The 12,463-nt window shown below is 74.7% G+C and carries 12 protein-coding genes; 7 read left to right on the top strand and 5 right to left on the bottom strand.

What is annotated here, in order from left to right; all coding sequences use genetic code 11:
- The first annotated feature begins 197 nt into the window (after nt 1-197).
- Nucleotides 198-629, top strand: coding sequence for an NUDIX domain-containing protein (locus tag OEB99_RS00345; RefSeq protein ID WP_263507589.1), 432 nt, complete (start codon nt 198-200; stop codon nt 627-629).
- A gap of 70 nt (nt 630-699) precedes the next feature.
- Nucleotides 700-1,395, top strand: coding sequence for a hypothetical protein (locus OEB99_RS00340; RefSeq protein WP_263507588.1), 696 nt, complete (start codon nt 700-702; stop codon nt 1,393-1,395).
- Between the two features lie 46 nt (nt 1,396-1,441).
- Here OEB99_RS00340 and OEB99_RS00335 read toward each other — a convergent pair whose 3' ends face one another.
- Nucleotides 1,442-1,990: a DNA-3-methyladenine glycosylase I gene (locus tag OEB99_RS00335; RefSeq protein WP_263507587.1), complete on the bottom strand. Its 549-nt coding sequence runs from the start codon at nt 1,988-1,990 to the stop codon at nt 1,442-1,444.
- 119 nt (nt 1,991-2,109) lie between these two features.
- Between OEB99_RS00335 and OEB99_RS00330 the strand changes: the two genes are divergently transcribed.
- Entirely contained in the window at nt 2,110-2,724 is a 615-nt protein-coding gene (locus OEB99_RS00330) for a hypothetical protein (RefSeq protein ID WP_263507586.1), read from the top strand.
- An 87-nt stretch (nt 2,725-2,811) separates the two neighbouring features.
- On the opposite strand, the gene OEB99_RS00325 is transcribed toward OEB99_RS00330, so the two are convergent.
- Nucleotides 2,812-4,095, bottom strand: coding sequence for an ArsB/NhaD family transporter (locus OEB99_RS00325; RefSeq protein ID WP_263507585.1), 1,284 nt, complete (start codon nt 4,093-4,095; stop codon nt 2,812-2,814).
- Nucleotides 4,092-4,574: a CBS domain-containing protein gene (locus OEB99_RS00320; protein ID WP_263507584.1), complete on the bottom strand. Its 483-nt coding sequence runs from the start codon at nt 4,572-4,574 to the stop codon at nt 4,092-4,094. Before OEB99_RS00320 ends, OEB99_RS00325 begins: the two co-directional genes overlap by 4 nt.
- A gap of 128 nt (nt 4,575-4,702) precedes the next feature.
- Between OEB99_RS00320 and OEB99_RS00315 the strand changes: the two genes are divergently transcribed.
- On the top strand, nt 4,703-4,963 hold the full coding sequence (locus OEB99_RS00315) for a YciI family protein (protein WP_263507582.1): 261 nt from the start codon (nt 4,703-4,705) through the stop codon (nt 4,961-4,963).
- 70 nt (nt 4,964-5,033) lie between these two features.
- On the opposite strand, the gene hrpA is transcribed toward OEB99_RS00315, so the two are convergent.
- Entirely contained in the window at nt 5,034-9,539 is a 4,506-nt protein-coding gene (gene hrpA / locus OEB99_RS00310) for an ATP-dependent RNA helicase HrpA (RefSeq protein ID WP_263507581.1), read from the bottom strand.
- Nucleotides 9,540-9,751: 212 nt separating this feature from the next.
- On the opposite strand from hrpA, the gene OEB99_RS00305 reads away from it, so the two are divergent.
- Nucleotides 9,752-10,102 carry a YciI family protein gene (locus tag OEB99_RS00305; RefSeq protein ID WP_263507579.1) on the top strand — a complete coding sequence of 117 codons (351 nt, stop codon included), beginning with the start codon at nt 9,752-9,754 and terminating at the stop codon, nt 10,100-10,102.
- A 6-nt stretch (nt 10,103-10,108) separates the two neighbouring features.
- Here the strand turns inward: OEB99_RS00305 and OEB99_RS00300 are convergent, their stop codons facing one another.
- Entirely contained in the window at nt 10,109-10,945 is an 837-nt protein-coding gene (locus tag OEB99_RS00300) for an SDR family oxidoreductase (protein ID WP_263507577.1), read from the bottom strand.
- A gap of 226 nt (nt 10,946-11,171) precedes the next feature.
- Here OEB99_RS00300 and OEB99_RS00295 point away from each other — a divergent pair, with 226 nt between their 5' ends.
- Entirely contained in the window at nt 11,172-12,038 is an 867-nt protein-coding gene (locus OEB99_RS00295; RefSeq protein ID WP_263507576.1) for a universal stress protein, read from the top strand.
- 42 nt (nt 12,039-12,080) lie between these two features.
- A complete protein-coding gene (locus tag OEB99_RS00290) occupies nt 12,081-12,425 on the top strand; it encodes an STAS domain-containing protein (RefSeq protein ID WP_263507575.1) in 345 nt (114 codons plus the stop codon).
- Nucleotides 12,426-12,463 lie beyond the last annotated feature (38 nt).

Raw genomic sequence — 12,463 nt, 5'->3', positions numbered from 1 at the left:
CGTGCCTCCAGGTGGTGCGGCGGTGGGGACGACCGGCACGAGGGCCGAGCTGTGCCCGCCGGGTCCGACCCCGCCCGGGCCCGCCGCCGGGTCCACCGGCCGGGCCCGCCGCCCGGTCCACCGGCCGGCCGCGGAGTCCACCGGCTCGCCGCCGGCTCTGTCCCGACCCGTTGCCGCCTCGCTGCCAGGATGGGGGCATGGTCCCGATCCTCGTCGTCGCGGCTGCGTTGGTCGACGACCTCTCCCGCCCGCGCCGCCTGCTCGCCGCGCGGCGCACGCGACCGGCCGCCGTCGCGGGCCGCTGGGAGCTGCCGGGTGGCAAGGTCGAGCCCGGCGAGACCCCGGTCGAGGCGCTGCACCGCGAGGTGCGCGAGGAGCTCGGCGTGCGGGTCGCGCTCGGGGTCGAGCTCCCGGGTCCCGCAGGCGGTTCGTGGCCGATCACCGAGCGCCACGTGATGCGGGTGTGGGCCGCCGAGCTCGTCGAGGGCGAGCCACGGCCGCTGGAGACGCACGACGAGCTTCGCTGGCTCGAGCATCCCGACTGGCACGGCGTGGCCTGGCTGGACGGGGACGTCGCCCTGATCGGGGCGTTGCTGGCCCGGGCGGAGCACCCCGCGGGCCTGCGCTGAGCCGCGCGTCGGAACGCCTGACCGAGCCACGGCCCGAGGGCTAGCGTCGGGAGCGACGAGGGAGAGGTCCATGCGGATAGGTGCGGGCGTCGCGGTGCTGGCACTGGCCCTGGCGGGCTGCACGGGGACGTCGGGCTCGGACCTGACCGGCCCGACGGACACGACGCCCGCGACGATCGACCTCGCCGAGGACGACGCGGCCGAGGAGGCCGCCGAGCACGAGCCGGCCGAGCCCACCGACTCCGGCGACGCCGGTGAGCCGGGCGAGTCGCCTGCCGACGACACTGCCGGAGCCTTCCCCGACCCGGCCACCGTCGTCGGGGCCGAGGTGGTCGTCGAGTCGCCTGCCGACGGCGGCCGGATGGTGGTCGACGGTGTGCCGCTGGCCGGCCTCGCGCAGGTGTTCGGGGCGTGCTTCGCCCCGACGGCGAGCGAGCCGTGCCCCTACTCGATGTCCGGTCTCCAACCCGGAGACGCGAGCGGAGCGCCGGTCGCGTCGTCGTCGGCGTTGCTGGTGCTGCTGCAGCTCACCGGACGGGCGGCCGACGGCACGGCGGTCTGGGTCGGGGTGGACGCCCAGGTGGTCGACCTGGGGGCGGAGGTCCTGGTCGAGTCGTGCGTGGGCGCCGAGGACGTGGCGATCGCCCCGGCGGGGATCAGTGGTTCGACCGTCCTCGCGTCGGCTGCGTGGGGCGCGAACGCCGCGCGCACTGCGATCGTCGAGGTGGACCCGTCCGGGCTCTCCTGCGAGGCGCTCGGCGACTGACCGCGCCCTCGCGCTTCGCCCGTGGCGCGTGTGCCGACCCGCAGCACTAGCGAGCCGACGGGCACCCGGCGAGGTGGTCGTCCACCAGCCCGCACGCCTGCATCGTGGCGTACGCCGTGGTCGGCCCGACGAACCGGAAGCAGGCGGTCTTGAGCGCCTTGGCGAGCGCGGCGGACTCCGGGGTGGAGGACGGTACGTCGGCGAAGGTCGCCGGGCGGGGTGACCGGACCCGCCGGGCCGGCGCGTGCGCCCAGATCAGCTCGGTGAGCGAGCCGCCGCCCGCCTGGAGCTCGACGAGCGCACCCGCGTTGGCGACCACGGCCTCGATCTTCGCCCGGTTGCGGACGATCCCTGGATCGCTCAGCAGGCGAGCGACGTCGTGCTCGTCGTAGTCGGCGACGGCCTGCGGGTCGAAGCCGGCGAACGCGGCCCGGAAGGCCTCGCGCTTGCGCAGGATCGTGATCCAGGCCAGGCCGGACTGGAACGCCTCGAGCGACAGCCGCTCGAAAAGCGCGCTGTCGCCACGCACCGGGTTGCCCCACTCGGTGTCGTGGTAGGTTTCGTAGAGCGGGTCGCCGTCGCCGAAGCACCTCACGCCGGGGACCGTAGCAAGCGGGTCCGACGCCGTGGTGCGGGTGCGTGCGAACCGGACCTGAACACGACGGCAACCGGGCCGTCACCTACCGGCACGGCGCGGGCGCCACACTGGCTCGCGTGATCCTGCGCGCGTCGACCTGGTCGGGTCGGGCCGCGCTGCTCGTGCTCGTCGCGGCCCTCGCCGGGTGCGGGCAGCTCACCGGCGACGCTCCGGGCTCGGCGCGCACGGCGATCGACCAGGCCGGCGACCGGACGGCCACGGCACCGCCCGGGGCGCGGACCGCGGACCCGACGGTCAGCCCGATCGCCAGTCCCACCGTCAGCCCCACGGCGACACGGTCCCCGACGGCGACCCCCACCGGGTCCGCGACGTTCAGCCCGAGCGCACCGAGCGGCGACGGCGAGCTCACGGTGCACCTGACCGCTCCGGTCACCCTCGACGCCTCGGTGTCGACCGACGTCGCCTGCTCCACGGGTGCGGTGCGCTACCAGGCGGAGGTGGCGTCGGCGAGCGTCGGGGAGGGCTACGCGCTCGGAGCGACGGTGACCGTGGCGGGCTACCGCGGGCCGGGCGACTACCAGGGCGCGATCGTGGTGACCCTGACCTCGCCGGAGCAGACCCTGCCCGTGCCGCTCACCGCCCCCGTGCAGGTGACCGAGGCGGGCGGTTCCGCAGCGGTCGCCGCGCCCGAAGGTCAGGTTGCCGGGACCATCGCGTGGACCTGCGGCTGACGGTGTCGGCCGGACCCGCGCCCGACGCTCGGGTCGTCCCGCCGGAAGACGAGGGGCGGTCGGTGACCGCGGGCCTGCGTCCGGCGGTCAGAAGTAGCGCAGGAGCACGTAGGGCACGCTGAGCGCGACGGTCACCGCGGTGACCAGCAGGCCGTACTTGGTGAACTCCCAGAACGAGATCGGCGCCCCGTAGCGCCGCGCGATGCCGAGCACCACGACGTTCGCGCTCGCACCGACCGCCGTCGCGTTCCCGCCGAGGTCGGCACCGATGGTCAGCGCCCACCACAGCGGCTCGGCCGCCACGCCGCCGGCCGCCACCAGGCCCGCGACCAGGGGTGCCATGGTCGCGACGTACGGGATGTTGTCGATCACGCCCGAGATCACCGCCGAGCCGACCAGCAGGCCGACCGCGGCGCCCGCGTAGTTGTCGCCGACGGCAGCCGTCGCGGCCTCGCCGATCCGGTCGATCACCCCGAGGTTGACCAGGCCGCCGACCATGACGAACAGGCCCGCGAAGAACAGCAGGGTCTCCCACTCGACATCTGCCACCACCACGCGGGCCTCGAGCCCGGTGAGCAGCGCGAGCAGCCCGGCGCCCATCAGCGCCACGACGGCCGGCTCGAGGTGCGTCACGCCCTGCAGCGCGAACCCGGCGAGCACGAGCGCGATCACGCCGACCGACATGGCCAGCAGCCGCGGGCTCTTGATCGCCTCGCGCTCGTTCAGCGCCATGACCTTGGCGACCCGCTCGGGGTCGTACGTGAGCTGCTTGCGGAACAGCAGCCAGGCCAGGCCGATGAACACCACGAGCAGCACGACCACCAGCGGCGCCATGTTGACCAGGAAGTCCACGAACGTCAGGCCCGCGCGACTGGCGACGATGATGTTCGGCGGGTCGCCGATGAGCGTCGCCGCGCCACCGATGTTGCTCGCCATCACCTGGGTGATCAGGAACGGGATCGGCGAGACCGCGAGCCGGTCGGCGATCAGCAGCGTCACCGGCGCGATCAGCAGCACCGTCGTGACGTTGTCGAGCATCGCGGACAGCACCGCGGTGATGATGATGAGCATCGTCATGACGACGAACGGGCGCCCGCGGGCCTTCTTCGCGGCCCAGATCGCGAGGAACTCGAACGCGCCGGACTGCCGGAGGATCCCGACGATCATCATCATGCCGAGCAGCAGGAAGATGACGTTCCAGTCGACGCCACTGTGCTCGGAGAAGAAGATCCCGGCCTCGTCCGTGGCGCCGAGCAGCACCATGGCGGCGCCGCCCGCGAGGGCGACCTGGGCGCGCGGCAGCTTCTCGCTGGCGATCAGCGCGTAGGCCCCGATGAAGACGACGAGGCCTGCGACGACCTGGAACGTCATGCCTCGGAAGCACCCCGCAGCCGGCGTGCGGTGAGCGCCGCGTCGAGCACGGTGGGCAGGATGATGAAGCGCGGCTCCTCGTGGTCCGGGTCGTCGATCAGCGCGATCGAGGTGTGTGCGGCGGCCATCAGGGTGGCGACCTCGACGAGGGTCGCGTCCGGCTCGACCACGAGGATGTCGAAGACGTTGACGTCGTCGTCCTCGAGCAGCTCGCCGACCGTCCGCTGGCCGGCGGCGGACCAGAGCTCGTCCGCGGCGGCGTCGTCGAGCACCGCGGCCAGGCGGACGTCCTCGCGCAGGTAGAGCGGGATGAGCAGGCCGAGAACGTCGACGGCCGGGATCACGGACCTGGGCCGACCCGTGTCGTCGGCGACGACGAGGGCGGTCAACCGGTCTCCGGCGATCCGTCGGGCGGCTTCGAGACCTGAGGTGTGCCGGGTGACCACCGGCAACGAGCATGCGAGATCGGACAGCTGCACGGTCCGCTCCCTCCGGCATGGGGAATGAGGTGCCGACCAGGCTTCCCGGCGCTCCGGGACGAGCCTAGTCGCTCCGCACGGCCGCCGGCGGGGCCCGGCGTCCCGGTCGGCGGCCTAGCCTGAGCCCCATGCACCTCATCGAGCTCGCCCTGCACGACACCCCCGAGCGGATCGCGGCCCGCCCTGCGCACCGTGAGAAGCAGCGGCTGCTGCACGAGGCGGGCGTCGTGCTGATCTCCGGCCCGCTCGCGTCCGGCGACGGTGCGTTCATCGTGGTCGACGGGGATCGTGACGCGGTCGACGCGATGCTCGCGGACGACCCGTACTACGCGCGGGACGACGTCGAGGTGCTCCGGATCCTGGAGTGGGCGCCCGCGTTCCGCTGCTGATCGCGCGGCGACCCGGCGTGCGCCCGCCGACCGGGCGGACGGCGTGCCGGCCAGGCGGACGCCTGCCTGCTCAGCGCGCGGCGGCCGCCAGCGCGGTGCGCACCCGCTTGACCGACACCGGCTGGGGTGTGCCGAGCTGCTGGGCGAAGAGCGAGACGCGCAGCTCCTCGAGCATCCAGCGCACGTCCTCGAGTGCCGCGTCCCGGGCCGGATCGGGGGTGCGGGCTCGCGCGGCGGCGACGGCGTCGTCGAGCTCCTCGGCGAGCTCGGCGACCTGCCAGGCCAGCGACTCGTCCCGGCCCACGTTCTCCGCCGCCTTGGCCAACCGGTGCTGCGCGGCCCGCAGGTAGCGCACCAGGTGCGGGAGGCGTTCGGCCCCGGCGCCGGACGCGACCCGGTCCCGGACCAGGTGCGTCGACCAGCCCCGCAGCTCGTGGACGGTGGACAGCAGCGCGAGCGAGCCGGCGGCGCGCAGGTCGGCGTCCAGCTCACGGGCCGCGGTGAGCACGGCGGCCAGGTCGGTCGCGACCCGGTGCGTGCGGTCCTCGAGCTCGTCGCGCAGCTCGCCGCGCAGGGCCTCGTAGCGGACGCGGTCGCGGACCTGGGCGCCGCCGTGCCCGTCGAGCAACGCGTCGAGCGCGCTGCGCTGCAGGTCCAGCACGAGCGCTGCGGTGCTCGGGTACGGCGACGCCGCGAGGGCGAGCGACTGCGCCGACGACCAGCGGCTCGTGACGCGCCCGGTGGAGAGCGCCAGCTCGCCGAGCAGGAGCTCGCGGACCGCGACCGCGTGCCGTGCCGGGTCGGGCCGGGCCAGGACCCGCAGGTCGGCGGTCGTCGGGCGCTCGGGAGTCGGATCGGCGACCAGGGCCGGGAATCCCTCGACCCGCACGCCGCCCACCTCGGCGCTCACCTGCTCGGGGATCTCGTCGTCGGGAGTCGGCAGCGTGGGCCAGGTGGTGAGGCCGGTCCGCTCGAGGTCGTGGCCGGGCTGCCGGCCCGGTCCGGGCCGAGCCGTGGGACCGGGGCGGCCTGGCGGACGCGCGCCGGTCGGACCGCCGTCCGCCGGACCCGACCCGGCATGGCCCGAGCCCGGCCCGCCCGTGCTCGAGGCCCGCGAGCCGGCGTCCGCGTCGGCCGGCGCCGTGCGGCCCGCCGCAGCGCCGTGCTCTGCTGTCCCGGCACCGGCCGTCGCGTCACGCTCGGCGACCGCCCGCCGGATCGCGTCGCGCATCGCGGAGCGGACGGCGCTCTCGGCCTGGGACGCGAGGCGCCGCTGGAGGGCGACGAGGTCGTGCCCCTCGTCGACCACGACCATGCCGCCGCGCCGCTCCTCGACCACCCGGAACGTGATCCGCAGGTGCGCGGGCAGCCGCGAGTCGTCGAACGCGTCGTCCGGGATCTCCACGCCGCGCAGCGCGCGCACCGCCTGGGCGAAGGTCTCGTGCCAGGAGGGAGCGGCGTCCCCCGCCCGCACGGTGTCCGCCCAGGTCGGCTGGCCGGCGAGCCAGCCGACCACCGCGGCGGCCACGTCCGGCGCGGGGACGAGCTGGACGCGCACCGGCTTGGGCAGCGCTCGGATCGTGGCGACCGCGAGCTCGGCCTGCATGCCGGGCACCAGGCGGTCGAAGCCGTCCGGGACCACGCGCTCGAGCACCTGCAGCGGGATCTCGACGCTCACGCCGTCGTGCTCGGTGCCGGGGTCGTAGGCGTAGTGCACTGCGAGGTCGAGGTCGCCCTGCGGCCAGCGCTCGGGGTACAGCGCGGGGTCCCTGGCCGCGTCGGCGTCCTCGCCGACCAGCATCGCGGGGTCGAACGTGAGCAGGTCGGGCTGCGCACGCCGGGTCTTGTTCCACCACTGGTCGAAGTGCCGCGCGGAGACCACGTCGGCCGGGACCCGCTCGTCGTAGAACGCGAACAGCGCGTCGTCGTCGACCACCAGGTCGCGCCGCCGCGCCCGGTTCTCGAGCTCCTCGGCCTGCGCGAGCAGCGCACGGTTGGTGTGGAAGAAGCGGTGGTGCGTCGTCCAGTCGCCCTCGACCAGCGCGTGCCGCAGGAAGAGCTCGCGGGCGTGCTCGGGGTCGACCTTGGCGTACAGCACCCGGCGGCCCACCACGATCGGGACGCCGTACAACGTGACCCGCTCGAGCGCGGTGGCGGCGCCCTGCTTCGCGGACCAGGTCGGTTCCGAGAACGACCGCTTGACCAGGTGCGGTGCGAGCTCCTCGGCCCACTCCGGCTCGATCCGGGCCACGTCGCGCGCCCACAGCCGGCTCGTCTCGACCAGCTCGGCGGCCATCACCCAGGCCGGGGGCTTCTTCGACAGCGCCGACCCGGGGAAGATCGCGAACCGCGCGCCGCGTGCGCCTACGTACTCGTTGCGCGGTCGCGGCTTGCCTCGGCGGTCCGCGCCGCGGTCCCGCCCGCTCCCGCCGGCCCGCACCTCGGTGGCCTCCTGCTGCCCGATCTGGGAGAGCAGCCCGGCGAGCACGCTGCGGTGGATCGCCTCGCCGTCCCAGTCGCGGCGCAGGCTCCCACGCACCGGGCCGCCCTGCTCCTCGGCCTCGGTGACCGGTGCCTCGCGGCGCGGGGGCCGGACCGTGATGCCGAGCGGCTTGGCGAGCTCGCGGAGCTGGGTGACGACGTCCTGCCACTCGCGCAGGCGCAGGAAGCTCAGGTGCTCGGCCCGGCACATCCGGCGGAACGCGCTGCCGGACAGCTCGCGCTGCTGGTCGCGCACGTGGTGCCACAGGTTGAGGTACGCGAGCAGGTCCGAGCCGGGGTCGGCGAATCGGGAGTGCATCGCGTCGGCTTGCTCGCGCTCCTCCGCGGGGCGCTCGCGCGGGTCCTGGATCGACAGGGCAGCGGCGATGATCATCACCTCGCGTGCGACGTCGCGCTTGCCCGCCTCGACGATCATCCGGGCCAGCCGGGGGTCGATCGGCAGCAGGGCGAGCGCCCGCCCCACCTCGGTCAGCCGCAGCCGCTCGGCCCGCTGCTCGAGGGCGCCGAGCTCGACCAGCAGCTGCACGCCGTCGCGCACCGCGCGGGTGTCCGGCGGCTCGACGAACGGGAAGGACGCGATCTCCTCCGGCGAGCCGACCACGCCGATGCTGATCATCTGCAGGATCACGCTCGCGAGCGACGTGCGCAGGATCTCCGGCTCGGTGAACTCGGGGCGTGAGGCGAGGTCCTGCTCGGAGTACAGCCGGATCGCGACCCCGTCCGCGACCCGGCCGCAGCGCCCGGACCGTTGCGCGGCGCTGGCCTGGCTGACCGGTTCGATCGGCAGCCGCTGGACCTTGGTGGCCTTCGACCAGCGCGAGATCCGCGCCGTGCCCGGGTCGACGACGTACCGCACGCCGGGCACGGTGAGCGACGTCTCCGCGACGTTGGTCGCGAGGACCACGCGGCGTCCCGGGTGTGACTCGAACACGCGGTGCTGCTCGGCCGCGGACAGCCGGGAGTACAGCGGCAGCAGCTCGGTGTAGCCCGGGTGGCGGTGGTCGCGCGTGCGGTCGGCGCCGAGGTGCGAGCGCAGGGCATCCTCGGCGTCGCGGATCTCCCGCTCGCCGGACAGGAACACCAGGATGTCGCCGGGCCCCTCGCCGGCGAGCTCGTCGACCGCCTCGCAGATCCCGGTCATCAGGTCGCGGGCGTCCTCGCCCCGGGGCGTCCTGGTGGTCCGCGCGGCGGGCAGTGAGTCCTCGGGGTGCTCCTCGTCCGGCTCGGGGTCCGGCGTGAGCGGGCGGTAGCGGACCTCGACCGGGTAGGTGCGGCCGCTGACCTGGACCACCGGCGCCGGCACGCCGTCCGGGTGCTCGGCGCTCGGCGGCGTCCCGAAGTGCCGCGCGAACCGCTCGGAGTCGATCGTCGCGGACGTGATGACCAGCTTGAGGTCCGGCCTGCGCTCGAGCAGGCGGCGCAGGTAGCCGAGCAGGAAGTCGATGTTGAGGCTGCGCTCGTGGGCCTCGTCGATGACGATCGTGTCGTAGCCGAGCAGCATCGGGTCGCGCTGGATCTGGGCGAGCAGGATGCCGTCGGTCATCACCTTGACCAGCGTCTGCTCGGACGACAGATCGGTGAACCGCACCTGGTAGCCGACCAGGGTGCCGAGCCCGTCGCGGCCGCCGGTGACCTCCTCGCTGATCCGCTCGGCGACGCTGCGGGCCGCGATCCGCCGCGGCTGGGTGTGCCCGATCTGCCCGTCCCGGCCGCGGCCGAGCTCGAGCAGGATCTTCGGCAGCTGGGTGGTCTTCCCCGAACCGGTCTCGCCCGCGACGATCACCACCTGGTGGTCGCGGATCGCCTCGGCGATCTCCGCGCGGCGAGCGCTGACCGGCAGCGACTCGGGGTAGGTGATCGGCGGGACGGCCACCGCCCGGCGGGCCTCGGCGCGGCGCTCGCGAGCGGCCCGGTCCTCGGCGTTGGGGCGACGGGGCCGGTCGGCGGGTGGGCGGCGGTCGCGCCGCGACGGGTCGCCCGAGCGTCCGCGTCCGCGACGGCCGCGGCGCTTGGGTGCGGCCGAGCCGTCCGACGGCGCCTTCGCGTCGCCTCCGTCCCGCCGGGCCTCGCTCACGACCGGCCATTGTCCCCGATGCGTCGCCGGGGGTCGCGTCGATTCCGCCGGGGCGGGCGGGGGACACCAGGTCCGATGACGGCGCAGCGCCGCGGGACGCCGTGTCGGAGCCGCCCGCTGGAGATGTGCGCGGCGGCGTCCGGCGAGATGCTCGGGCGAGACACCTGCGGGGCCGCCCACCCGGCGCGGCCCTGAGCCGAGAGGGGACCTTCATGAGCCGTCATCTGCTCCTGCTACCCGCGCCCGAGGCCGAGTGGGCCGAGCTGCCCGCCTCGGAGCACGAGAAGGGCATGCGTTCCCACGAGCAGTTCCACCAGGACCTGGCTGCCGGCGGGCACCGTCTGATCACCGCGGGGCCACTGACGCCGTCGGACCGGGCGGTCTCGATGCGGCCGGACGGCTCCGGCGGAGCGATCGTCACGACCGGCCCGTTCACCGGGTCCGTCGAGCAGGTGGTCGGGTTCTACCTGCTCGAGACCGACGACCGGGCCGCGCTGCTCGCGGTCTGCCAGGACTTCGCGTCCCGCGGCGAGCTCATCGAGTTCCGGGACGTCGAGGGGTGACGCAGGTCAGCTCGCGGTCTGCGCCCTGAGAACGTCGGCGAGCGACCGCGGGGGCCGGCCCAGTAGCCGCTCGACGTCGCCCGTGACCTCGGCCATCTCGCCCGAGGCGATCGCGAGGTAGGTCGACACCCAGGCCTCGACCTGCCACTCCTCGGCTCCGGTCGCCCGCCGCCAGGCGTACGCGTCGGCGACCGACTCGGGTTCGTAGCTCAGCACACGCCCGGTCACCTCGGTCCACACCCGGGTGACGTCGTCGAGCGTGAGGGCCTCGGGCCCGGTCAACCGGTACGTCCGACCGGCGTGCCGAGCCGGGTCGCGCAGCACCGTCGCCGCGACCGCGGCGACGTCGGCGCGGGCGACCCCGGCGAACCGACCCGAGCCGGCCGGGCCGCGGAGCACCCCCTGGTCGTTCGCGAAGTACGGCACGAGGTCGAGGTACAGGTTGTCCCGCAGGAAGGTCCAGCTCATCCCGGATGCCTTGAGGATCTCCTCGGTCGCGCCGTGGTCACGGGCCAGCGTGAAGGTGGCGTCGGAGCCGGCGCCCTCGAACGAGGTGTAGACGACGTGCTCGACGCCTGCCTCGGCGGCGTCCTCGATGAACGCGCGGTGCTCGGCGACCCGGTCGGGGCTCTCATGGGCGGAGACCATCAGCAGCGCACGGACGCCGCGCAGGGCGTCGGTGGCGTCGCCGCCGTAGGCGACCTGCCGGATCTCGCTGCAGTCGAGCACCGGCGCCTGGTGGGCGTCGCGCACGAGCAGCCGCTGCGAGAAGCCCTCCTCGGCGAGCTCCGCGGCCACCATGCCGCCGATGTGCCCCGTCGCACCCGTGATGCCGATCCGCATGGGATCGAGCCTGGCACACCTGGCTGTGTGCCACCTGCCCGACGGCGTACAGGTGTCCCGCTGCCCGCTGCCGGGTGGTTGGCCGTCGCGCCGGTCGCGGGCCGGCTGTCGCGCCGGGTCCGAGGACGTCGGGCCCTGGACCGCACGGCAGGACAGCGGGACGCTGGACGTGAGCGGGACCGCCGGAGCGGATCCGCCGCGGCGCGGCGCCCGCCGGGAGGTGGACATGAAACGCGTCGTGGTCGGTGTCGAGGACCTCCCGCACGGCGATGCTGCACTCGGGTGGGCCGCGATCGCGGCCGAGCAGCGGGGTGCGACGCTGCAGCTGGTGCACGCGACCGGCTTCCCGATGGCCGGCGTCGACATGCTCGCGGACGACTGGACGATGCAGGGCGCGAACGCCCTGATGGATCGCGCCGTCGCGCAGGCGCGCGACCTGGTGCCGCTGGTCACCGTGGAGCCCCTGATCGACCGCCGCCGACCCGCGGAGGTGCTGGTCGACGTCGCGCGCGGGGCCGAGCTGCTCGTGCTCGGCACGCACCGGATGACCACCACCGAGCGGGTGTTCTCCGGTTCGTTGGCCTACCAGATCGCCGCCGCCGCTCCGGTGCCCACGGTCGTGGTCCCCGGGGGCGTCGCCCTCGACGCCGCGGGCGTCGTGGTGGGCGTGGACGGCTCGGCCGACAGCATCGAGGCGGTCGCGCTCGCCGCGGCCGAGGCGGACCGGACCGGTCAGGCGCTGCACGTGGTGCGGGCGTGGATGGAGCCGTCGCTGTACGCGTCCGTCGACGTCTACCCGGAGGGCCTCGCCGAGTCGATCAAGGAGGAGGAGCGTCTGGTGCTCGCCGAGTCGGTCGCCGGCCTGGCCGAGCAGTACCCGGACCTCGTGGTGCACGAGCGGCTCGTGCGCGAGCAGCCCGGGACCGCGCTGCTCGACGAGGCCGAGCACGCCCGGCTGCTCGTCGTGGGCAGCCGCGGCCGGCACGGTCTGACCCGGCTGCTGCTCGGGTCGGTGAGCCACACCGTGGTGCTGCACGCACCGTGCCCGGTGATGATCGCGCGGACCCGCCACGTGGAGACGCAGCACACCTGACGATCTCGGGAACCTGCCGCGCCGCCCACTCGTCTGCCAGGTGTGGGTGACGCGACGCTGCAGGACCTCGAGCAGGACGGGCTCGAGGCGGTGGCCGTTGGGGACGGCACCCTGGTGCGCATGTGGGGCTCGGTCGACGAGTCCCTGCGCTCCAGGGCCGGCGTCGCGATGGCCTACGCGCTGGCCAGGTCGGGGCCGGTGGTGATGGACGCCGGCCGGGTGGAGTTTCTGGACTCCTCCGGCCTGGCGTTCATCCTCCAGATGCTCCAGGCCGGCGAGGAGGACGGGCGCGCCGTGGTGCTGCGCGACCCGCCCGACCTGCTGCTCGACATGCTCCAGGTGCTCGGGCTGGCCGGTGAGGTCCCGCTGGAGTTCAGCTCGCGTTGAGGGTGCGGCTGAGCGCAGCCGAGCATCGACCATGACCG

The sequence above is a fragment of the Actinotalea endophytica genome (assembly GCF_025717005.1).
GTDB lineage: Bacteria > Actinomycetota > Actinomycetes > Actinomycetales > Cellulomonadaceae > Actinotalea.
Note: the sequence above shows the minus strand (reverse complement) of the source record. Positions and strands in the feature narration are given on the sequence as shown.